25 protein-coding genes are annotated in these 23,077 nt (G+C 41.0%); 6 read left to right on the top strand and 19 right to left on the bottom strand.

Annotated elements, in window-relative coordinates; genetic code table 11:
* The 3 genes from A4S05_RS33450 to A4S05_RS33440 form a co-directional block, all read right to left on the bottom strand.
* The coding region (locus A4S05_RS33450) for a hypothetical protein (RefSeq protein ID WP_141699881.1) at nt 1-276 on the bottom strand (276 nt) is incomplete at its 3' end.
* Between the two features lie 121 nt (nt 277-397).
* Nucleotides 398-1,333 (bottom strand): ParB/RepB/Spo0J family partition protein, encoded by a 936-nt coding sequence (locus A4S05_RS33445; protein ID WP_069074072.1) that lies wholly within the window; start codon nt 1,331-1,333, stop codon nt 398-400.
* Nucleotides 1,326-1,970: an AAA family ATPase gene (locus tag A4S05_RS33440; RefSeq protein ID WP_069074071.1), complete on the bottom strand. Its 645-nt coding sequence runs from the start codon at nt 1,968-1,970 to the stop codon at nt 1,326-1,328. Before A4S05_RS33440 ends, A4S05_RS33445 begins: the two co-directional genes overlap by 8 nt.
* Before the next feature lie 376 nt (nt 1,971-2,346).
* On the opposite strand from A4S05_RS33440, the gene A4S05_RS33435 reads away from it, so the two are divergent.
* The 4 genes from A4S05_RS33435 to A4S05_RS33425 all read left to right on the top strand — a co-directional run bounded on the left by A4S05_RS33435 (nt 2,347) and on the right by A4S05_RS33425 (nt 5,545).
* Nucleotides 2,347-2,997 carry a DUF938 domain-containing protein gene (locus A4S05_RS33435; RefSeq protein ID WP_069074070.1) on the top strand — a complete coding sequence of 217 codons (651 nt, stop codon included), beginning with the start codon at nt 2,347-2,349 and terminating at the stop codon, nt 2,995-2,997.
* A gap of 153 nt (nt 2,998-3,150) precedes the next feature.
* Nucleotides 3,151-3,339, top strand: a complete 189-nt coding sequence (locus A4S05_RS40910; protein WP_141699880.1) for a hypothetical protein — start codon at nt 3,151-3,153, stop codon at nt 3,337-3,339.
* 322 nt (nt 3,340-3,661) lie between these two features.
* Nucleotides 3,662-4,054, top strand: coding sequence for a hypothetical protein (locus tag A4S05_RS33430; RefSeq protein WP_069074069.1), 393 nt, complete (start codon nt 3,662-3,664; stop codon nt 4,052-4,054).
* Between the two features lie 609 nt (nt 4,055-4,663).
* Entirely contained in the window at nt 4,664-5,545 is an 882-nt protein-coding gene (locus tag A4S05_RS33425; RefSeq protein WP_069074068.1) for a DUF1186 domain-containing protein, read from the top strand.
* A gap of 67 nt (nt 5,546-5,612) precedes the next feature.
* Here the strand turns inward: A4S05_RS33425 and A4S05_RS33420 are convergent, their stop codons facing one another.
* Nucleotides 5,613-6,062, bottom strand: a complete 450-nt coding sequence (locus tag A4S05_RS33420) for a hypothetical protein (RefSeq protein WP_069074067.1) — start codon at nt 6,060-6,062, stop codon at nt 5,613-5,615.
* Between the two features lie 114 nt (nt 6,063-6,176).
* Here A4S05_RS33420 and A4S05_RS43855 point away from each other — a divergent pair, with 114 nt between their 5' ends.
* On the top strand, nt 6,177-6,299 hold the full coding sequence (locus A4S05_RS43855) for a hypothetical protein (RefSeq protein ID WP_256091349.1): 123 nt from the start codon (nt 6,177-6,179) through the stop codon (nt 6,297-6,299).
* Nucleotides 6,300-6,506: 207 nt separating this feature from the next.
* Here A4S05_RS43855 and A4S05_RS33415 read toward each other — a convergent pair whose 3' ends face one another.
* Complete coding sequence (locus A4S05_RS33415; RefSeq protein WP_069074066.1) at nt 6,507-7,055, bottom strand: TetR/AcrR family transcriptional regulator; 549 nt, start codon at nt 7,053-7,055, stop codon at nt 6,507-6,509.
* A gap of 83 nt (nt 7,056-7,138) precedes the next feature.
* Between A4S05_RS33415 and A4S05_RS33410 the strand changes: the two genes are divergently transcribed.
* Nucleotides 7,139-7,567 (top strand): DUF5367 domain-containing protein, encoded by a 429-nt coding sequence (locus tag A4S05_RS33410; protein WP_069074065.1) that lies wholly within the window; start codon nt 7,139-7,141, stop codon nt 7,565-7,567.
* 254 nt (nt 7,568-7,821) lie between these two features.
* Here the strand turns inward: A4S05_RS33410 and A4S05_RS33405 are convergent, their stop codons facing one another.
* From A4S05_RS33405 to A4S05_RS33340, 14 genes are all read right to left on the bottom strand, one after another.
* Nucleotides 7,822-8,808, bottom strand: a complete 987-nt coding sequence (locus tag A4S05_RS33405; protein ID WP_069074064.1) for an NHL repeat-containing protein — start codon at nt 8,806-8,808, stop codon at nt 7,822-7,824.
* A 33-nt stretch (nt 8,809-8,841) separates the two neighbouring features.
* Nucleotides 8,842-9,618, bottom strand: coding sequence for a glucose 1-dehydrogenase (locus A4S05_RS33400; protein WP_069074063.1), 777 nt, complete (start codon nt 9,616-9,618; stop codon nt 8,842-8,844).
* 31 nt (nt 9,619-9,649) lie between these two features.
* Nucleotides 9,650-10,090, bottom strand: a complete 441-nt coding sequence (locus A4S05_RS33395; RefSeq protein ID WP_069074062.1) for a MerR family transcriptional regulator — start codon at nt 10,088-10,090, stop codon at nt 9,650-9,652.
* A 252-nt stretch (nt 10,091-10,342) separates the two neighbouring features.
* Entirely contained in the window at nt 10,343-12,397 is a 2,055-nt protein-coding gene (locus A4S05_RS33390) for a strawberry notch C-terminal domain-containing protein (protein ID WP_256091348.1), read from the bottom strand.
* A 99-nt stretch (nt 12,398-12,496) separates the two neighbouring features.
* Complete coding sequence (locus A4S05_RS33385; RefSeq protein ID WP_069074061.1) at nt 12,497-17,143, bottom strand: WD40 domain-containing protein; 4,647 nt, start codon at nt 17,141-17,143, stop codon at nt 12,497-12,499.
* Nucleotides 17,144-17,272: 129 nt separating this feature from the next.
* Complete coding sequence (locus A4S05_RS33380; RefSeq protein WP_069074060.1) at nt 17,273-18,193, bottom strand: hypothetical protein; 921 nt, start codon at nt 18,191-18,193, stop codon at nt 17,273-17,275.
* Nucleotides 18,194-18,198: 5 nt separating this feature from the next.
* Complete coding sequence (locus tag A4S05_RS33375; protein WP_069074059.1) at nt 18,199-18,579, bottom strand: hypothetical protein; 381 nt, start codon at nt 18,577-18,579, stop codon at nt 18,199-18,201.
* A gap of 213 nt (nt 18,580-18,792) precedes the next feature.
* Nucleotides 18,793-19,971: an RNA-guided endonuclease InsQ/TnpB family protein gene (locus A4S05_RS33370; RefSeq protein WP_069074058.1), complete on the bottom strand. Its 1,179-nt coding sequence runs from the start codon at nt 19,969-19,971 to the stop codon at nt 18,793-18,795.
* Nucleotides 19,972-20,011: 40 nt separating this feature from the next.
* Nucleotides 20,012-20,401, bottom strand: a complete 390-nt coding sequence (locus tag A4S05_RS39660) for a MerR family transcriptional regulator (RefSeq protein ID WP_084227359.1) — start codon at nt 20,399-20,401, stop codon at nt 20,012-20,014.
* Nucleotides 20,402-20,483: 82 nt separating this feature from the next.
* Nucleotides 20,484-21,245: a hypothetical protein gene (locus tag A4S05_RS33360; protein ID WP_069074057.1), complete on the bottom strand. Its 762-nt coding sequence runs from the start codon at nt 21,243-21,245 to the stop codon at nt 20,484-20,486.
* Between the two features lie 44 nt (nt 21,246-21,289).
* Complete coding sequence (locus A4S05_RS33355) at nt 21,290-21,505, bottom strand: hypothetical protein (protein WP_069074056.1); 216 nt, start codon at nt 21,503-21,505, stop codon at nt 21,290-21,292.
* Nucleotides 21,498-21,824 (bottom strand): hypothetical protein, encoded by a 327-nt coding sequence (locus tag A4S05_RS33350; RefSeq protein ID WP_069074055.1) that lies wholly within the window; start codon nt 21,822-21,824, stop codon nt 21,498-21,500. Before A4S05_RS33350 ends, A4S05_RS33355 begins: the two co-directional genes overlap by 8 nt.
* A 21-nt stretch (nt 21,825-21,845) precedes the next feature.
* The gene (locus tag A4S05_RS33345; protein ID WP_069074054.1) at nt 21,846-22,178 is read right to left on the bottom strand and encodes a hypothetical protein; all 333 of its coding nucleotides are present in this window, start codon (nt 22,176-22,178) and stop codon (nt 21,846-21,848) included.
* Between the two features lie 76 nt (nt 22,179-22,254).
* Nucleotides 22,255-22,857, bottom strand: coding sequence for a hypothetical protein (locus tag A4S05_RS33340; protein ID WP_256091347.1), 603 nt, complete (start codon nt 22,855-22,857; stop codon nt 22,255-22,257).
* Nucleotides 22,858-23,077: the final 220 nt, after the last annotated feature.

The raw sequence follows: 23,077 nt of genomic DNA, 5'->3' as shown, positions 1-23,077 counted from the left end.
TGGCGGTAATTCTGGTTCTTCGGAGCGGTCTTGGAAGGGTATATGAGGTTTGGTTACTGGTGGTGAATCTATTTTTTTCTTGTTGCGCTTGCCAGTTGGCTGCTGTTCAACTTTTGGCGGTTCTGGGTGGTTTACATCGACAGGGGCATGACCGGGCTGCTGGTCAGTTGTGAGTTCTTCCAGCAACTTGCCATCATCTGGGGTAGGGTGAAACTCAGGAATTTGGTTGCTAGACTTTGGTTGTTGTGGTTTAGATGGACGCTGGGTAGATTTCATCAACACCTTTACTTGAATTTAGCTTGACTGGTGAACTCCCGTATTCTACACACCAATTCCCTTGTACAACACTTTCTCCTGAACCAGAAATAGCCTTGTCCTATCAAGTTTATATTCAGTACTATTCATCAACTTTTCCTACTAACTCTTCCAACTGAGAGAGTAGCTTATCTAACTTTGCTCGTTTGCTTGCATCATTCCAAACAGATGTTTTTTTAAGTTGTTTTCCAATTTGGGAATATCTTTGAACATAGCTTGTGCTAGGTGGTATTTCTTCTCTGACATTGAGTTCTTTAATTTTTTGCTTAATTTCCCTGAAACTCAAGTTTTTGGATAACGCTAACTTAAGCAAGGCTTGACGCTGATCTTCATTTTTAACTTGTGCGATCGCTCTTGCTTTCGTAAATTCTATTTTCCCTTCACGCAGCGCTTTCAATATTTCAGCAGGGAGATTTAATAATGGTAAACGACTAGTACGAAAAGATTCTGCTGAAAATTTCCCTAGTCCAGATAAAATTGATTCGAGGGCTTGAAGTTGGAGGAAAACGTTTTCCTCCAACTGTTGATGACGATTTTTGGCATGGTTCGCACGATTCAATATAGAACTAACTTCATCAGTACTAATTTTTAGCGTTAGCGACAAGAGATCAAGAATAGCCTCAGTTTCTTCAACTGGATTGAGATCCTCTCGTTGTAAGTTTTCTAAAAGCGCAACTTGGAGAGCTTGTTGGTCATCTAATTCCTTAGAAACTACAGGAAGCTCACTTAGTCCAATTGACTGCGCTGCTCGATAGCGCCTTTCACCAGCTACTAACTCGTAATTACCGTTTGCTAATGGGCGAACCAGCAAAGGTTCTAAAATTCCATGTTCTTCAATTGATTTAATTAACTGGGCTTGTTTTTCTTGATCAAAATAACGGCGAGGTTGCTTGGCAGGAAGTTGAATTTGTTGAATAGATAATGTTTGAGAAGATTCAACACTTTTAGGATCGGTAATAAATTTTTGGGCAATGGAAGCAGAAAGCCCTTGAGTAAGTGATTGTCTTGATTTAGTCATTCAAAACCTCTAAAAATTCCTTAAATAATTGCTCAAGCTCACGCCTAGCAATTCCGGCAGTTGATCCAGATAAATCAAAGATAGTAGCATTTTGTCCATAGCAGTCAGCAATAATCTGTCGTTGATGAAGTACATTCTCTAAAACAGTGACATTAGGCATGAGTTGAAGTACCTCAACTGCTTCATCTTTTAACTTTGTTCCTTTTACGGCACGATTAACAAACATTACGGCTTTAGGTTCTCCCCGTCGAATTCGCTGTGCTTGTTGAATTAAATGTACAGTGTCAGAAGCGCTTTCAAGGTCTATGCCCGCAGGTTGACACGGAATAATCGCTAAATCAGCAGTTAAAACTAATGCCCTGGTAGTTTCAGATAGAGCTGCCGGGCCATCAGCAACGACCCATGTATAAGACTCAACTAGCTTAGGTAACTCATCCAATAGTGCATCAGGTGCTTGAAGGACTTGGCAAGGAATGACCTGTTCTAATCGTGCGAGCCATTTAGAAGATGAGCATTGGGCATCAGCATCTACAACCAGTACAGATTCACCTCGTTTTTGTAACCATCGTGCAAGATGCACAGAAATTGTTGACTTACCTGCTCCTCCTTTTTGATTTATAACTGCAATGATTGACATGAGTAGTGTCTAAATTACAAAAGTATAGCTGATGAAAGTTTTTAAGATTGCCCTGGCTCCTTTCCAATTAAACGAGCCAGGGCTAAATTTTAGGCTTACTTATTAAATATCAAGTTTTACTAAAAAACTTCTAAAGTTTATTTTTATCTCAGTTCTTATAAAAAATTTAGAAGTTACTTAAAAAGAGATGAGAATTCCCATCTCCTTTTAGAGAGCTAAACATTTTACAGTGATGCCTCGGCTAAATTCAAAAGTATGAGTGAGTTATTGTAGGCGTAGCCTGTTGTAGGCATTGCCCACTAGGAAAATCAAACTTTAGTAATTTAGCTGGAGTTAAAGAGAGTAGCATGAAATCAGCTATGTAAACACAACACGGATGACACTACAAGATGCACGACAATACGCGCCAGCAACTGAGTGCAACCGTGAACCAATTCTAGAAGTAGTTTTACAGGTATTGCCTGGGAGTGGCACTATTTTAGAAATCGCCAGCGGTACTGGGGAACACGCAGTTTTTTTTGCGTCCAAACTCAGCGATTATATATGGTTACCAACGGATGCAAATCCACAAGCAAGAGCCAGCATTACTGCATGGACTGAACATTTTGGATGTAATAACGTTTATCCACCGCAATATCTTGATGTTAGAGAACCAGTTTGGGCAGTGGAGAAGGGGGAAGTAAGCCAGTGGCTGAAACAAGAGCCAATTACGACCATCGTCAACATTAATATGATTCATATTTCACCGTGGTCAGCCTGTCTTGGTCTGATGGCAGGAGCGGGTCGGATATTAGCAGCAGGAGGTATCCTCTATTTATATGGGCCTTTTAAACAAGATGGAGAACATACGACACCAAGTAACGTAGCTTTTGACGAATATCTACGCGTTCAAAACCCAGAGTGGGGTGTGCGTAACTTAGATGATGTAGTGGCAGCAGCTAGGGCAGAACATTTCACCTTAAAGCAGACTTACCAAATGCCAGCAAATAATCTCTCGATAGTATTTGAACGTTCTGTTAATGAATAATTGCCAAAAATATATATTAGCGGTCTAGCAGTTCTAAATTTGAAAAATTTTATTGATTGTGCGAGCGGTTAAGAGAAAAAGGCAGCCAGCGTTGCTTACAAACAGCTCGTTCTTGGATTGCTACTGTGTAGTTGTGACAGTAGAGTACTGATAATGATTGATAACCGATTAAACTACATTGCCTCCAGCCAATCAGAAGCCACAGACTTATATTCGCTCTCAAATTTAACAGCAAGGAGCTATTGTCTCAACCATCTGCTATGTAATGGCTCAGAGTCAGCCACACCGATTGCATCATCGGCTTTGAAGACTAGCTCAAGCACAGAACTTTCCAGCGCTTGAACTCGTCACGGCAGTTTCAGTTTTAATCCCCTTAAGCCTTAACTAACACCTTTTCCAGATAACAAATAGGTAGTCGGCTATGGGATTCATCTGTGTTATTGCTTTATATAAGTAATATTAATTACAAAGTATTAGTAACTACCCTAACAGTTTATTTACTTAATGGTTATTATCTTAATATTTACTTCGGTCTATCTAGTTAATAGATAAGCTAATAATCATTCAAATTGCATCCCCGCGTCTCCCTCTCCCCTAATTCTCCCCTTTTAATGCTTAAAGTTCTGAAACTGATTAATTTTACTCGAACTGAAAAGCTAGCTTTATGAGATTTGTTCCCTTAATAGATTCTCTTTTGATTGTTAGTTGTATTAGCCTAATGCCTTGTGTTGGTAGGGCCCAAACAGATGCTGTTATCAACGGAAAACCAATAGCTATCAATTTTAACAGTTTACCCACTAACTCTACTGATATTAGTTTTCTAAAGGGTTCGGAACTTGTTTATTATGCTTACCAGGGAGGTCTTTTACAACAAGGTATTCCGAGTGGAGGAACATTAGTACTTAAAACTTTAAGCGGAAATATTCTTGCAAAAGACTTGGTAAGAGCGGCTGTAAATGCAAATAAATTACCAGCACAAGTTTTGAATGACCAAAATTATCTAAATTCTGTAGGCTTACAACTTGAGGCATTACCTGATGAAGCTGCTCTTGATTGAAGTTATAACCATCTGTTACGAAAATACTAGTATCACGGAACTCGTAAAATACTTAAAGAGTATAGCTTTGAATTTATTCAAATACTTATCTATCCACATACCAATACTTTGGTTCGTTTTTGGAACGGACAACTTGTCCACTTCTGGCACAACAGAAGCGTTAGATGCAGTTTCCAAAAAGCATTCTTCCCTAACTATAATTACGCTTTAGAATTTTTAGCATTACACATAGTTGTATAACTGCACAATACCAACAGAAGCGATCGCTGTTTCTAAAATTGCCTCACCGTTATCTAATTGGCAAGCTTTTTCTTCTACTCAAAATCCCCATATTGAGGAGGACTAGCTCCAAGCCGCTTAATCGCAAATTTCTCACAAACAATAAAAAATCAATTCACATCGCTTGATGTAAAACATTTTTTGATACATCATCAATTGAAGTTCCTCGCTACCGCTAACGCTACGCTATCCGCCAGTCGCACAAAATACCTTTTCTGTATTCTGGCGACTGACGCATGTATTCTGTTTTGATGAAATTAATAAATTACAGTACACAGTTTGATAAACTACTTTAAGTTAATTAGTAGTAATAGTGCTAATCTTGGTCAGATGCAAATAGAAGAAATTTTAGCCCAACTAGAAAATAACACTAAGGAATTTCCTCGTTTAGCGTTAGAAAGAGCCATTGAAGAGCGAGAAACCATTACATCTATATTAATAGAAATTTTAGACAAACTGAGTAACAATTTAGAAGAGCTACTAGAAAAATCAGACTATATTTTACATACCCATGCTTTATATTTACTGGCACAATTTAGGGAAGTAGCAGCATATCCTGCAATTATCAAGTTTTTTTCAGTTCCTGGGGATGTGGCATTAGATGTAACTGGAGATATAGTAACTGAAGATTTATGCAGAATACTTGCTTCTGTTAGTGGCTCAAATATTGAGCCGATAAAGCAACTCATAGAAAATCCAGAAGCCAATGAATATGTAAGGGGTGCTGCATTAGAAGCATTATTGGTTTTAATAGCTCAAGAAGTCATTACTAGAGAACAGGTGATACAATATTATGCCAAGCTGTTTTCTACTTTAGATAAAGAAGATTATTATATCCAAACTACTTTAGTAACCAATAGCGCACAGCTTTGTGCAGTCGAACTGCAAGAACAAATAAATCGGGCATTTGAAGAAGAATTGGTTGATTTGTTTTTTATTGACCAAGAAGATGTAAGCACTTATCTAGTAGTAGAGAGAGAAGAAGCTTTAAATAGACTACGTAACAATACAAAGTATTCTTTTATTAAAGATATAATCTTAGAAATGGAGAGTTGGAGTTGTTTCCAACCAGAAGAGAGAGAGCCATCATATAATATTTTTATTCCAGAAGGATTTAGTCTTGGAACATCTGAAAAATCTAAAAATAAAGCTAGGGATAAGAAAAAAATGCAAAAGCAATCTCGGAGAAAAAATCGTTCTAAAAAGAAATGAGTCATCAATCTTAGCAAAATTTTTTGAGCTTCACTAATAATGATAAAAAACTTAGAATTTTTTGGAATTATTTTTCTTCATTAGGATACCAACCTGCTGGAATAATTTCAAAATTATAAACATCTTTGAAGACATATGTGCGTCCGATCATTTCCGATGGGGAAAGCAAATTTTTGTCGCCTTCCTTCCAATCTTTTTTATCAACTGTTCCCATAACTACATAGTTATTACCTACAATTTGAGGATTTGTTTGGATAAAAGTAGCAGCCATCAATGGCTCAATTTCCTGTTTTTTAGCAATAATTAAGTCGCAGCTTGGGCAATATTTACACTGTTTATTTAGTAAAAATAGCTGCTTAGGTTCAATGTGGATTACCAAAGGGAACTTGCGTAACTTAGTCTTAGTATCGCATTTGGGGCATTTAGTGAACGCACAATCACTATAAGGATTGAGAAAAAAGCGATGCCGCTTTTTAATTGTTTTATCTGGCTTTTTATTAACGCTATTTTTAACCATGTTACGATGAAAGCTTGATTAACTACATTGGGTTTTGTAACATAAGTTTAACTATAACAAGCGTGAAGAATTAACACTTGCTCCTAACTAAAAATAGTGAGGTAGGTTGAGCTATTGCCAGACATTAGATGGTTGCTAGCTAAAATCACCAGCAGAGCAGAAGTAGCGATAGTAGCCTCTGAATATACCTGGATACAGATGTTTAAATCGCATCATCGCGCAACTGGGTTGCGGTAAGGTATTGTCAGCTTACCGCAAATTCACACTAAGTACTTCATGTCCCAACCATCAAACTTTCTTCGGCTGATCTATTTTCCATAACATATTCCCGTGGAGTTAGGTCAAGATTGAGATCCTTCCATTCCTCGGACGGAATCTTATCAAGTCGTCGCTTAAGCAATTCTTCATCTTTTCGAGACGATCTGAACGACAACCGCGTTGAAGCTACCGCAGCGTTTCGGTGAAAGCCTTGATGGTTTGCTGCCCACGTTGTGCATTTCCCGTAGTCAAGAAGTCTAAGATTGCGCCTTGAAATAAGTGGAATAGCAATAAAGCAGTAGTTTTGTCATTTGTGAGATTAAACAGAGAATCTATCCATTTTTGGCTCTCTTGCTCTACGAAACGTTGTGTTTCTGAATCGCCTTGTATGGCACGTTGATTTAGCTCCATCGTCAATTTCAGCAAGCCCAGCATGTCTGGTGAAGTCAAATGGCTCCACATTTCGAGTAATGGTTCTGCCAGACAATCTGCTCCTACAAGCGACAGGCTTTGAAATGACCATAGCTTTTGGCGCAAGCGAGTCTCTAACAGACCAATGAGTTGTCGCTCCAATTCTTGTTTTGAGCCAAAGTGGTAAACGAGCATTCGTCCGCTAGTGCCTATCTTGTTAGCGATCATATTGATGCTCGAATCCAATGCTCCTGCCTCGATTGCAGCAGATAGACATTGTTCCAGAAGTTCTTGCTTCTTTTGAGGTTCAGTAGGTCGGCTCATGAGTTGACAGTTAACGTAATAGCTATTACGTTAATAATTAACGAAACGACTATTACGTTAACATCATTAAGCAGGGCAAAACCATGAGTACAAAAGACAAGATTGGCTTCATCTCACTCGGCTTCGTCATCTGGGCAGCAGGGACATCAGTTTATCGCATGACTGGTTCATCCTTCTTTGAAGGTTCTGCTGTTGGGTATTGGCTCAACGTAATCTTTACGGGCATTTCCTACGCTGTTGTTTCTCTGGGACTGATGAAGTGGCGCAACATTAAGCAGAAAGACTGGTTACAGGGTGCAATTTGTATTGCTTTGCCAGGAATGTTGGGCGAAATTCCAATTCTTGCTGGTTTTTCAGAATTCATGAGCAATATGCAACCCGAAACAGCAGGGCGATATGCAGCTTTTTTGTTTGGAGGGTACTCGACACTGATCGGTGCTGCTTGGTTCATGTCTGCAAAAGCCATTTCGCAGTCTATTTCTGAGACACGGCTCGTAAGCACAGGGCAATAAAGAGCAATCTGTAGCGACGCAGCTTAACAAGTTGATGAAGCGGACGGATAGAAGATATTGGCAGAGTTGCTCCCGGTCGTCTACCGCCGCTTATCTTGGTCGTTAGCTGGCTCCTCACACAGGCTTTGCACTTGTACTGTCAGGTTTCTGACACCCGTGACAGGTTAAGATAATTGCACATTTGTCAAGTGGGTAAGAAAAAAGGGGACAGATTCAGCCTGGGGACTGGCAGCGTTTGAAAAATTCAGATATATCTACGGCAACACAAAACGACGAACAAAAAAACGATTCGGAATCTTTTTCTCCTGTCCTGGCACAAGACGATGACGGAAGAGCGATTCTGTTACCCAAACTTCCTGGGCTGCAACGGTTAAATTAACGGGTAAATCCATCCTGGATGCTAAGACATTAAATTGAGATTTCGCTCCAGCCTCCAATGGGCGCAGTTGTAATACGCGACCGTTGCCACTCTCGATTCCGGCTTCAAGCATAATGAGAGAGCCATCACTAGCTAACTGGATCGCATCGGAACCATCGATTTTGCGAGGTAGCGTAATTTCTTCAATCACGGGATTTTCGACCATTCTCGGCGTTACCTTAAACAATCGACCATCAGAGTACATCGTCACGAATAAAACACCGTCCGGTCTGCGAACAATTCCAGACAGTCCAAATCGCAATTGGGTGCGGAATCGCTCATCTTCGGCCCAAGTCTGAAGTTGAGTCGCTCCAGGTGGGAGGTAGTGAATTCGAGGGCGTGAGCTATCGGTAACATAAACACCGCCATTCATGTCGAGTGCAAGATCATTGGAAAAACCACCATCAGGCATCATTATGATTTGCAGCACTTTCTTTGAGCGAATGTCGAGTGCAAAAATTCGCCCTGGTCTACGAACAATTTCACCATTGGATTGAGGTGTGCCTAAAACATCAGGAGAAGCTCCCCATAAAATTTCTCGTGCCTCATCTAGGCGGAGGCTAGTAACAGCAAATATGTCGCTGTTACCCGGAAAAAGTGTTTCAATCCTACCGTTTGGAAAAATTTGTAGGATACGACCGTTCGTAACAGAACCAACATAAAGTGTGCCATCCTTAGTACGCGCAATGCCATTAGGATATTGGAAGCCAGAAGGCAATTCAATGGGAGACAGTTCTCTCGCATAAGCAGCAGTGGGATAAAGAGCATCGGCGGTAATCGCAGCCAACCCGGATAAAGCAATCAATACATTTCGCCTTTTCATCTACTTCATTTCTCCAAGCACTAGATCACAGATTTAGGCAACACGATGCCCTGGAATGGTATAACCACCATCTACGGAAATCGTTTGTCCGGTGATATAGGAAGTTGCATCAGAGCAGAGCCAGACCACTGTTTCTGCCAGTTCTTCTGATGTACCCAGACGCTGGACAGGAATGTGATCAATGAAGGGCTTGGCTGCATCATCATCCGGATGAAAAAAGCGTCGCAACATTTCTGTATCAATGATGCCAGGGTTAATATTGTTGATCCGAATGTTGTGCGGCGCGTACTCCAAAGCAGCAGGTCGGATCATACTATCCAGCCCGCCTTTACTCGCTGAATAGATGGTGGAGCCTGCCAACCCACCTTTTGCCAGCCAAGAAGACGTATTGACGATTGCGCCGCCACCGGGCTGTTTGAGCATTTGTTCGATTTCATACTTCATGCAGAGCCAAACTGCTTTTAGGTTGACGGTGATAGTCTGCTCCCAATCGGTTTCACAGAGTTCGATCATGGGTGCAAATTTGCCTTCTGTTCCAGCATTGTTGAAGGCAAAATCGAGGCGACCATAATATTCGACAGTTTGCTCAATCAGCGAGCGAATCTGCTCAGGATTCGTCATATCTGTTTTAATCCAGTGGGCATCTCCACCCATCTTACAAATTTGGGTAATCACCGCCTGACTCTGATCTTCGCGACGGGCTGCAATAACGACCTTTGCACCATACTTGGCAAACGCGATCGCTGCCGCACGACCCATCCCAGAGCTACCCCCAGTAATGAGGGCAACCTTTCCTTGAAAGTTGATCATTCTGTCTCCTGATATTGAATCGTTGTGAGAATTATTCGTTCACTTGGTCATCTAACCCATTTTCTAGATAATGTTTCCAGAAGATACAGTTGTGATCGCTTTCCCCTGTTGTTTCGAGGTGCTTGTAATGTGCAAGTTTCAAATCAATCACCTGCAAATGATTGGTCAACTCCTCTAAATGTTGTTTGACCTGTTCGCGGTGCTTTTCTAGCAGTACACGGCGTTGACTGACCTGATCCGGGTGTTGACGAACCAGATCGGCAAAGGCTTGCACTTTTTGAATCGGCATTCCAGTTTCCCGGAGCCGCACCAAGAACTCCAACCAGACAATATCCTCAGCAGAATACCGCCGATGACCGTTTGAGGCACGCTTAATCGGTGCTAACAGACCCACTTTCTCGTAATAACGTAAAGCGTGGATGCTTAACCCCGTCGCCTCAGCAACTTGTTGGATGGTGAATTTGCTTGTCATACCAAGACTATAAAACCTAGAGTGCGCTCTAGGTCAAGACCTTATTTTCCATAACATTCTCAATTAGAATTTTTTGTGGAAAAGTGAATTTTATAATTGGCTAATCATTTTGCCCCGTGATTCATGCAGCATTACACGTAAGAGTATCTATGTGTAATTAGTGACTATGTATATACACCAAGTGAGGTCATCACACTCTTGTTTGAGCGAAAAATAAGCTGATGTATTTAATTAGATACATCAGCTTTTGACTTATCCCAAGATTTCAATCACAGCCGCTAGAATAGCTGGGGCTTTGTCTGAAACCGGAATGAATAGGCGCTTTTGCCAGTTGATGATCTCGGTAAAACATCCAACAGCTAAGAGTCGCTCTGCCAGTGAGATAGCATTAACCAGTTCTATGCGAGGTTCTGTGGCAATATATGAACGACGCAAGGTTACGCCACCCGGTAACTGCTGGGAATAACCTTCGTTTAACACCAGTGAAACCAATTCCTCTGGACTCAACAGCTTGCTCTTAAGTCCGAGTTGTTCAGCCACAGATTGAATATCTACTGCACTGACCACCCGACCCAGAATTTTCTCGCCATCGCTGGTCTGCAACCGATATACTCGATTGTTCTTCTGGGGTAGCATTTTCCAGATTGGCAGCAATATCCCAGTCACAAGGTGAATATAATCAGTAGTGAATCTGGGCAATTGGTCAACTTCCTTCGACCAAGCTGCAACAAACGCATCAGCCGAAACCTGCTTCCAAGTGGACGATTCCAACTTATCGACAGGGACACGCGTTTCTTTCTGTGGACGAACAAGTAGAACTCTTGGAATCACCCCGCCTTGGTCATCAAAGAAGCTGTGCGTAGGAATGCTCACAGCCGCATTACCGGATTTCTCATTGCTCATGAGTTGCCCTTGATACTTAACAACAAACTCAAGCATTTCATCAGCCGTTTTGATGTTGTTCTTTTGGACACGCTCAATCTTTAAGTAATTGGTCACGCTACCAGTTTGAGGATGAGTATAAACTGATTCACAGCTTTCGATACAAAATCTATCAGCCCGAAGTGTTTCTACTCCAACTTCAAACACACCATTTGCGATCGCAGTCTCGATTTGTTGACTTAATAGCAACTCGAAACGCTGGAAAATCGTATTTTGCATCCCGATTGTCAAAGCCAGCAGGCGATTGAGGAACTGTCGCAAGGGTGGGAAGTCTATCTTCATTCCACCTTCAGTGGAAGTGAGCGAGAGTCCGGTCATCTGTTCAAACTTCCCCAGAGGAACTTCATAAAATCGACCTTGAAAAATCTGCTTAAACAACTCGTATAAAGCATATTCAGCATAGTTCGATTCTAGATTGTCTTTGGCATCAAACATACCGTTACCGCCAGTTTGCCTCTGACCACGGGTGAGTGCGCCTAAGCTATCCAGCCGTCGAGCAATAGTGCTGATGAATCGGCGTTCACCGCGCACATTCGTCGTGACTGGTCTGAACACGGGCGCAGATGCTTGGTTGGTTCTGTGCGATCGCCCTAATCCCTGAATTGCGTTGTCTGCTCTCCAGCCGGCTTCAAGCAGGTAGTGCGATCGCCTTCTACGATTTACAGCATTTAAGTCAGCATGATAACTTCTGCCTGTACCACCTGCATCGCTGAAGATGAGTATTTGTTTATCTCCCGCCATGAATGCGTTAGTCTCAGCAATATTGGCACCACTACCCCGTGAATCCACAAACAAGCGTCCGGCTTCGTCTTTCAATACTCGTTTGCTACGACCTGTGACTTCAGCGACTTGCTTGTTACCGAAATGCCACAGCAGTTGTTCTAATGCACCAGGAATTGGATCAAGGCTGGCGAGTTTGTCTACTAAGGCATCTCTCAAAGCCACAGCTTCAGATGAAACAATCGGTGAACCATCGGCATCAAAGGCTGGTTCGGAGCGTTCGTCTCCATCAACGCCAGAGTGAATCTCATGCAGATGTACGGGAAAGGCACTTACTAAGTAGTCAAGAACATACTCCCGTGGTGTTAAATCAAGGTTCAAATCCTGCCATTCTTCGGGTGCAACTTCATTGAGTCGGCGTTTGAGTAATTCTTCATTGGTGGAAACTATTTGAATTACAACAGCATTGCCTTGGGCTAAATCATTCTCAATTGCTTTAATTAACTGTGGGCATTTCATGCTAGTTAATAAATGATTGAAGAATCTTTGCTTATGCGATTCAAACTGAGACATGGCAGACATTTTAGCAGCACGATTGTATGTTTTCGCACCAGTGATGTTGCAGGCTTCTAAAGCTTTATGCAAGTTATTATGGATAATTTGAAAATATCGGAGTCTAAATGGATTGTAGGGTAAATTTTACAAGTATTTTTATTACGAATGCACACAGGGAGGAGATTCAGTTCAAAGTATAGAATCTTCTTTGGCTCCTACAGCTTTTAATGTAGCTCTCTGAATTTTTGTTAAGCCGATTATATTTGTAATGTTCATACCTTCATAAGGACGAGGGATTCTTAAAGTTTTATTTTCAATTACCTCTTTAGTTTCTACACTATGATAAATCTTGATAGTCTCGTCATCACTACCACTAACTAAAAATTTCCCATCTGGACTAAAAGCGATTGACCTTATACCTTTGGTGTGATTTGAAAAAACTTTTTCACATTTACGAGTTGAGGTATGCCACAATCTTAATGTTTGATCTTCACTACCACTAGCTAAAAATTTCCCATCTGGACTAAAAGCGATTGTTCGTACCCAACTAACATGCTCTCGTAAAATTTTAAGACATCTTCCTGATTTGACATTCCATAATCGTAATGTCTTATCTTCACTACCGCTAGCAAGAATTTTACTATCTGGGCTGAAGGAGATTGATCTTACTGGACTAGTATGACCAGATAGAATTTTTTCACATTCTCCAGTCTTGACATTCCATAGTCGAATTGTGCGATCACCACTACCGCTAGCTAAAATCTTACCATCTGGACTAAAGGTGACAGACCACAACCATTTTTGATGACCTTTTAAACTATTCAAACGCTTAGGCTCATTCTTTAAATCAGTCCATAAGTGAAGAATATGATCTTCACCGCTAGCCAAAATCTTACCGTCAGGACTGAAAGCAATTGATCGCACTGGATTATTAAAGTTTAGAAAATGATGCAGAGCTTTACCCGTTGCGATATCCCACAGTATAATTTTGCAATCATTACCACCACTTGCTAGTATCTCAGCATCAGGGCTATAAGCAAGAGTTAGAACTCGGTCAGTATGACCTTGTAAAACACTTAGACATTCACCAGTGATAACATCCCATAATTGTAATGTTTGGTCTCTGCTAGCACTAGCTAGTACAGTATTTTTACAAAAAGCAATTGACTGAACCTGATTTACAGCTTCTTGCAAAATAGGATTTTGACCAATTAAAGTTTTACCATCAGGACTGAATAAAACTGATTTAACCCAAGCCCGATCAGCATTTTCTTCTAAAGATATGCTTTCACCAGTTTCAACATTCCATAACTTAATTTGTTGATCTTCGCTACCACAAGCCAGAGTTTTACCATCAGGACTGAAAGTTATTGACCTAACTGGACTCTTATTTAGTTGTAGAGTTTTACTACATTCTCCGGTATCAACATTCCATAACTTAACTGTACAATCAGTACTACCACTGGCTAAAATTTTATCATTTGGGCTAAAAGTAACATTTAATACCCAATCGTTATGCCCACTTAAATTACATAAGCATTTTTTCGTGTTTACATCCCATAATCGTATTTTTTGATCTTCACTAGCACTAGCAAGAACTTTGGAGTCACTACTAAATACAATTGATCTAACAGGGCCGAGGTGTCCTTTTAAAACTCCAATTTGTTTACTACTAAGGACATCCCACAATATAACTGTGCTATCACCACTACTACTAGCTAATGTTTTACCATCAGGACTAAAAATAACAGACCAGATCCAGCCTGTGTGTCCTGGAAGAGCGTAATGCAATTTGCCCGTAGCAGTTTCCCATAAACGTATTGTGTTATCCTCACTACCACTAGCTAATATATCTCCTTTAGGATTAAAGGTAACTGTGCGTACTGGAGCTTTATGACCTTTAAGAGTTGAAATATGATGACCATCTCTAAAACGTACTAACCTAACATCACCATTATCATCACCCGTAGCTGCCAAACTGGAATCAAAATTGGATGCAACTGCCAAAATTTTCCCCAGTCCAATATTAAATATTGAATTTTCTAAATTTGCATTTGTAAAATCAACATCTTGAAGAATGGCATTGGTAAAATCAGCTCCTAAAATTACACTACGTTGAAGATCACAACCTTTAAGACTGATATTATCTAGTTTTAAAAGAAGTGTCGCTGCATTACCTCCAAGAAAATTAACTTCTTCTTGATTTTTCCCTTTAGTCGAAAAAACAATATTTTTTAGCACTTCAATTGTTTCTGTGCCGGGTTTAATCATTAAAATTAATAGATCGATAATTGCTCTAGTCAAGGTTAGCTGACCAATCGTTTTTGATAGATATTCAAAAGGTTCTTGTAAGAATCTACCAAGCGGTAAAATAGGTATAATTTCACCCTGATGATTAATTGTCCTCTGAAAATATGAAGACCATGTATAATCTTGTGGTGATTCATGAGATAAATGTGATTGCGATCTAGCAATTTCAACAAATTCTGAGTTTAATATACCTAATTCAGCAGCTAACTTGTAAGCAATAAAAAACTCTAGGAAAGAACGATGCGCCGGAGTATAATCTCCATCAGCATTACGAATAAGCATCGTCTGTCCCATCATGTCGTATTGCCAGTGGTCTAAATCCCTTTGTTTCTGAACTACAGAACCAAACAAATGCCGAATGCGGTCTGGAAATTCTTTGTAGTTCATGCTCATCTTGTCTGTAGAAAGCATTTCCCACGACAGTTCACACAGAAAGTAGAGTTTATCTGCCAATGAAGTAAAAGTGCGTTCGGCTTTGATATCCCTCTCCATCTTGTGCCGCACAGCATATAGATATACCCGTGATATATCAACTGGTTTACCCGCTTCAATTTCTGGCAAGGCTTCTATAATAAGTTCTGTCATTACGGGACGACGTGCTAAATCCCGCAGTGTCGAATTATTCATTACTCTTTTTACAGTCTCTGGTTCAGTACGAAACGCTAGTACCTGCCGAATTTGCTCGTCATCAAATTTTTCTAATTCCAGCACTTCAAAGCGCGGTGTTTCTAAAGGCAAGTTAATTGTAGATGCTTGCAACTCTGCACTTAGCAAAGCTCTGCCTTGTTTGGCTTCTGGAAAATGTTCGGTGCGACAGGTGAGAATTACCTTTGCCCCTGGTACTACTACTTTGGCTAGTTCCCAGAAGTTGTTAATCATTTGTTGGCGATTTACCCTGGCTGCCATTTCATCAAAGCCGTCGAAAATCAATAGCACTTTACCCATGCGATTGAGTTGTTCAAAAGCAGAATAACCAGGCAGTGGAATTTCATGCTTACGAAAAAAGAACTCGGAAAATAACGATTCTACACTGACTGCTTTTGCATAATCCCGTAAGGGAATAACTAACGGCAAACGTGGACGTTCTACTCCCCGGTGTTGAGCATCACGATAGCGTTGCAAGGCAGTCCAGGCATAATGCAATCCAAACCAAGTTTTGCCAGTACCAAATTCACCCAGAATGGACAGGTGTTCTTTAGCAGGATCATCAAGCCAGCGATCAACATAACCATCAATCCAACCATCAGTTTCACCATAACAGCTAATGCCCATTTTCTGCTTTGATATGAGATCAAATTCCTCTTTGGTACAAGCTAAGGGTACATAGGTGCGGTCAATTCCTCGTTGCTTAATTTCATCTTCCAGCCAGTTGAGATAGCCACTAAAATCGGCATCTCGATCCAGCAACTCATCAAGGGTATAGCAAAACAATTCCTGGTTTTCTTGCTTGCTCACTTCATCTTTAGCAGCCCGACTAACACGGCGGTTTGTAATGAGCCAACCTATATCTGTTCTTTGAGAATTGACTGACTTTCGCAAGGCGGCAACATCTTTCATTTCAGCTTCTCCTGTGATGCCGCGTACCAAAATTCGGTTATAACGCTTGCGTCCTATGGGATTAATGACATTAATAATCCACTCAAAATAAGTTTCATTGTTAATTTCATACTGTTCAAAGTCATAGCGTAAAGCAGTAAACCAAGCTCGTAACTGTTCTGCTAATTTAGCTGTTTGATTTGGCTGATTGGCAGTTGGTGTAGCAGGTTGAACAGCTTGTTTATTGCCTGTTTCTGTTTTAAAAATAATATTAATACACCCCAAATTATTAGAGATGAATTTTTGGGGTGCGGTTTTTAATTCTTCTCGCAAGAATGCCACTAATGTTTCGTTCGTCACCCATTGGTTAGATACATTAGCCAAGTCAAATCCTCGCAAAATTGCGTTAGTCAAGACACTATTTGCTCCACCCACATTTTCATAGGCTGGCTCAAATTCTCTGGAAGCAGCAATGAAACAGCGATCGCGTGTATTGCCACGTTCACCTGGATCAGCTTCGGTAAAATTGAGTAGTTCACCACTAAAACAACAGTCTAACCAAATAATTTGCTGTCTTACTGGGCTTTCTTGTAATAATTCACGTAACCACTTTAAGCTTAGTCCCCAGTTTCCCACATCAGGATTAGTATCACTGGTAGCTAGAAAACCTTCTTTAATCCGCCGACCTGTGCGAAGACCATGCCCAGAAAAATAAAACAAGGCTGTATCAGGAATGCTCTGACCTTCAGGATAAAATAATTCTTCTAAAGCATCTTTTAAATCTGTCAGCTTGACTTCCTGATGTGGTGATATCCGTGGAGCATTATCTTCAAAGGGGTCTAGAAGTTGTGGCAATCTCTTGACATGAAAATTTCCAGCTTCACTAAGTCGCTTGGCGATCGCTTCTGCATCTATTGCAGGTGATCGTAAAGCTGACAGTCTTGAAAAATTGTATTGATTAATGCCAACTACTAAAGCATCTCTACTCATTAAATATGGTACTTTTTAGCAAAACTCTGGAAAATTTATCAAAATTCTAACGGCTGTTTAATTTTACTTGTCTCTTAAGATACAATATTTAAGTAAATTTTATTTACGAAATCTCACCACTCATAACAATCACTTGTCTTTTAGTGGCGTAAAGGTTGGAGTGTCCTGATCAGATCCCCGCAACAAGTAGACTGTTAATTGCTTACCGAACTCTTGTTCTTGCTCAGGATTTATCGGGATTGGCCAGCGAAGAGATTTATAAAGTTCTAATCGGTATAAATCGAAAGCAGATTCTAGCAAGCTACAGTAAACACTTGCGGCATCAACTGCCCAGTAATAGGTAAATATAATTCCGAGTAGCCCAACAGGAACAGCCCACCAAGCCCAAACAGCCCAAACTATAAATAGCAAACTCCAAAGCCAAAAACGGGCTGCTGTGTTCAAACTTGACCTTGCTTCCTGTAGTTCTTTCTTGACTCCATCGGGTAATACTAGCCAAAGGCGAGACCAGCAAATTACTGCATCCAGTCGATACTTATCGTAAGGGCGGCTTTCAGCTGCTCTAAGAATATTGCCTAACTTTGTAGGCATTAATCTATTAAGCTGAGATGGAAACTGCATAAGTTGTCCATCTAGCGTGACATATTCGGCTAATTCCTCGTTAGTCAGAACTTGTTTATTTTGTTTATCAGCCAGAGCTTGCCATCGTTTATCTTTTCGTTTAAAGTCTTGCTCTTGTCGGTGTATCATCCAACGTCTTAAAGGCTGTAACCAAGCAAACCAATAGCCTTCTAAAAATCTCAAAACAGGTAAATCAAACCTTTGAACTACAAAAGCTGAGACAGCAATTATTAGTAAACCACTTACCAGAACAGCAATTAGCAAAGATTCTGGTTGCTGTTTGAACGAATCTTCCAACGGTTTTCGTCCAAAACGCCAAACCCAAGCAAGTAGTCCCCCTAACCAAAAAACAAAAGCTGGTGTCAGTATGTTTGCTGCCCAGTTTTCTGCAAGTTTTCCACCCAGACTTTCTAAAAATTTGGTTGGCATACATATTAATGAGTGGCAGGGATTAACTCTACACCATGAGTAGGGCAAATCGGTATTGTTGCACCGACAATCCGACGATACCAAACATAATCTCCTTGAGGACAATTATATTTTTGAGCAGATATCGGTTGACCTTGACCTGGAAGTGGCTCAAAACCTTTTGATACCTGTTTCTCACTCAGAAACTCCGCTATCCAACTACGTGTGTCTGAGTAACTTTTGAGGATTTCTAAAATCTGCTGATCTGTTGATTGCCCTGCTTGAGCTTGCGCTAAAAGTTCAGCCAATTTATTGTCTACTTGAACCGCATCATTTCCTAAAAGTTCTCCCAAATAAGGACGAATCGACCGACCACCCTCTAGAACGTCTTCAGGTTTAAACACCACAACTAAAACCTCATGATGTAGAGTTAATCACTATTTTTCTAGTTATACACCCAGACCGACTAGCAGAGTTAATTTTTCTGAACCATCTACGTTATCACTGTACAAATTACCAAAGTCTCATACTCCACGCCGTGACATACTCCCAGTATTGCCTTTTGGGACAACCTGAGCTTCTCAGCGACTCCCCCCAATGGGTCGGACATTAACTGAGCTTTAAAGGACGCGATGCCCCACCGCCCTATGTTTTATATTTCGTGCTGCGTTGTGGTCACGGTCGTAGCTTGCACCACACTGGCAATTGTGCCATCGGTCAGCCAGTGTTTTTGGTACATCTTGACCACAATCAGAACATTCAATGGTTGATTTATGTGAGTTTTGTGGCAATCCTGCGCCTCCAGCGTTTGCAGCTTTGAGACTAGCGATTACCAAAAATTGACCCCACCCTGCGTCAAGAATTGATTTGGCTAGTCGCGATCGTCGCGATCTAGCTAGACCTATGATATTTAAATGTTCATAAGCAATAAATTTGTATCCCTTAGACAGCAACCACAGAGCAGTTTTGTAATGAAAATCTCTACGTTGGTTGGCTACTTTTTGATGCAACTTGGCAACTCGTTTTACTGCTAATGCTCTACGTTTTGACCCTTTTTGTTTACGAGACAACTGACGTTGCAGGCGTTTCAGGCGTTTTTGTGATTTGCGGTAATACTGGGGAATAGCAACTTCTTCACCGTCACTGGTTACTAAGAAAAACTTAAGACCCATGTCAATACCCACTGTGTTATCTGGTGTAGGTATGGCATCAGTTTTAAGACTAGGCACAGTCATATCTTCTAAACTAAGTCCGATGTACCAGCCGTCAGCTTTCCGCGTGATAGTAGCAGTTTTGATTTTAAAATCGTCAGGTATGGGGCGGTGCAATATTGCTTTTACCTTTCCAATTTTAGGCAACTGAATAAACTTACCTTGAATGTGTTCAGGCTTAATTGGATCGGGGAAAGTTAAAGAACGATAACGCCCTTTACCTTTGAATCTAGGACGACCAGACTTTTTACCATTTTTATCACCTTTCAACCATCGAGTGTAAGTTTTATCAACTCTTGCAATTACATTTTGTAATGTATGCAAAGGAAGTTCTTTATACTCAGGAAATAGAGCTTTAGTATTAGCTAAATCCTTTTGTTGTGACCAACGATTTGGTTGGTCTTTCAACGGTGCAATGCTGCAACAAACTATAGAGCATCGGTTAACATCACAACGGTTTTGTTCCCACCAGTTAAACCTTTCTGCCAACCTGTAATTGTACTGGCGACGGCATAATTCGAGCCAGTGTTCAAATATGTCTATTTGTTTTTGAGTTAGACGTAAACGGTACTGGTAGGTTATTCGCATTGTTAAAAATTCCTCTGCTTTAGACTTAAATACTGTTTAGCTACCCCACTAAATACCTAATAATCTGCGGATCTATCCTTAAAATGCGCTTTTTGATTGATTGTGGAGGATTTTTGAAAAAGCGTTTTAAATCCCGACTCTTAACTAGATAATTTGTCGCAGAACGCCGAATAGCTTTGAGCCAGCCTCGTTTTACCCATTTAGCTACAGTACAGGGATTCAATGAAAGAGCTTGAGCAATTTGGCTACAACTATAATTGTCGAGAGTGGGACGTGCAGAATAACCCAACGCATAGAGCTTTTTATGAACAGCTAAAGTTGTGCGATGATAGCCTCGTCTTCTGAGTCTGTATGCTATCTGTTTAGGTGTGTATGCTTCAGACATTTCATCAAGAATTTCTAATTCTTCAGGAGTCCATTTTTTCTTCATTTGTTGACCTCCATAATCACTGATAAATTGAATATTTAGGCTAATGGCGACTCAAAGCTGAATCGCCTTTGTTTGTTATCAATTACCGCTTGTTACCCTGTGGTAATACCTGCTGATTCTGTGGTTGTAGAGATGCTCTGGCTTCAGTTTCAGACACAGATGGCAGTGCTAAAGCTGTCTTATTTGCGTTCTCTGCCCATCTTTCATAAGTTTCATTAGTCACCCAGTGCAATGTCGCCCCCGACTCCGCACCAGAGCGAATCATCTCTGCTGCAACTAAAGCGTCCTTTTCAAAATCGGACTCAGGGTTGCGGTACGACCACTGAATAAACCAATACGTTCCCAGCGCTCCTTCCACTTTCTGAAACTCGGCGCAGAAGATGTAGTTTTTCAGTACGTTAGCGATCGCGCTATAACAAAACTCTTTCGGATCTCCCGCCATTCCGTCTTCACACCACGATTGAAAAGCACGATGGGCGAAGTGATTGTACAGCGCAGCAAACGAGTCCTTGCTACGGCGATGCATCAAGAAACAAAGCAGCATTGAGGCTGGCCCTTTGAACTGGTCTTTTAACCCACCAGTTACAGGAATGACCCACAGTTCGGTAAAGGGTTCGTTGGTAAAGTTTTCGTTGATTGTGAGTAAACGGTCAGGGCGTGAGATGGCAATCGCAAAGTCTGCCTTGTTACCTTTGAGATATCCTCCGGCTTGCGCTTCTAAGATTGTGATTTTTGGAGGGCAATCTAGAAGGAATTGACCGTATTCTTTGGCACAGTTGGCTTGCAGTTTAGGTTGGCTAGGTGGGATGAGAAAGACGCTGTTGTTGATTTTGATAGTTTCCATGATGGTGTTGTATTTGTTGTGTTTGTTTTAGTAAGTTAATGGGCTTAGTTCGTCGGCAATTTGTCAGAATCTTGTGTAATTGTCAGTAAAAAACCGTGTTTGGTATTTTGCACTCGTACTAGTTCTCTATCGAGTAATGATTGGATTACTGTTCGTGAGAAATTAATGCTGTGTAAAGGAGCAGAACCACCATAGCGGCGCAAGAAAAGCAGCAAGCTAGCAGCCGTGAGGTCAGAGCAGTTTTTGGGCGATTTAGCCATTAGCTACACCTCCAGGAATTGCTTTTAATTCGTACTTAAGCAGTTCAAGTTGGCGTAGACATTGTTCTATTTCAGCCTGAATCTCTGCTCTCAATTCCTGCGGTGTCAGTAATTTAATCTCGTTCTCTAAGTGATTTCCTTCATCAATAGAATTGATATCAGGCATGACGATGTACCGCCAGCCTTCGCCATACTCGTATGTTAAAAGACTATCGCTTAGGTAATACTTGATACCGATGATAATTCCCTGCTCTGTACGTTGTCCTAAAGTAAAACGAGGATATTTCCAACCGTGTGGAATTGATATTGTTGATTGCATGGTTGTAATTGGTGAAGTTAACTATGCTGCTATGGCTTTATCTGTAACTCTGGATTTCTTTGCTACTTTTATGAATTCATCCAACCCAACTGCTGCTTCTTCTGCCTGGGCGTACCGAATCTGATCCATAGCGTTATACCAGTGGGTGATGTGCTGAAATATGACCCCAATCATTGAATGACCTTTATAAACCCGATAATTTCTAGGGCAGGCTCCATTGACGTAAACGAGCTTGTAACCAGGGATTTCGATAATCTCTGCATTCGGGTCTGTTGGCGGTAGAAAAATTTTCTCTGGTGAATCATCCAACTCGGCTACTTGAAGAGAGGGCGTAGTTTCTGTGGTGTATGCCATTGTGATGTTTGTTACCTATTACACTGTAGAGGCGATTACAATTCTTGATGTGCAATCGCCCTTTTTATGTCAGTGGTTACGCTGCTATAACTGATCGGACTCCCAAAAACGTAATCGCTTCTTCTGCACTCGATGCGAATCTGTTCATGCCGTATGTGCGGGGTCTAGAATACCAACCCTCAAGATTGCAACCGATGTAGCCTACTAGCTGATTATTTCGGTAAAGTTTAGTACTGAAGGATAACCAATCAATCTGGGGATGCCACAGGTTGAACTTGACACAAGCTTCTTCTAATTCATCGCTGAGGCGTTCATTGCGCTCCAATGGAGTTTCTGGAAGTGTCGTTTTGACCTCTGCAACTCTTTTGGCAAACCAGTCACGGTCGAATGGCAGTCGTCCACTGTCAACGAATTGCACCCATACTGTGATTCCCCCTTCAATCCAGATGGTGCGAACTGATTCGGGTTGGACTTCGATAATCTCGCCAATGATGCGACGGTCACGAGCAGTCAGGGGGTCTTGGGTTGGGGCTACAGCTTCGGCTTGGGTTTCGATATAGTTGTTCAGTTCTGCTTGAGCTAGGGCTTGCTCATCTTTGAAGGGAACTTCTGTAACTGTTGTTGGCGTGTTGTAGTTTAAGCTAGAAGCCGTTTGCTGTGTGTAAACTGATTGAGTCATAATATAGATTCCTGCAAAGGGTCAAAGGGCGATCGCACAAGTTTCGTAGGCTGGGGCGGTCGTCTTTTGTTTTCATATATCTATAATAACAACTCAGAGTACAAAAATCAACTAGAAGTACAAATATTTTTGGAAACTTCAACACGTAAGTCAGACATAATCTCAATCAGTTCTACACCAAGAGTTTTGGCGATTGCTGTAATGATTTTTGTTGAAACAG

Source organism: Nostoc sp. KVJ20 (genome assembly GCF_001712795.1).
Taxonomy (GTDB): Bacteria; Cyanobacteriota; Cyanobacteriia; order Cyanobacteriales; family Nostocaceae; genus Nostoc.
The sequence above is the reverse complement of the archived record's forward strand: the minus strand, read 5'-3'. Positions and strand labels throughout refer to the sequence as shown.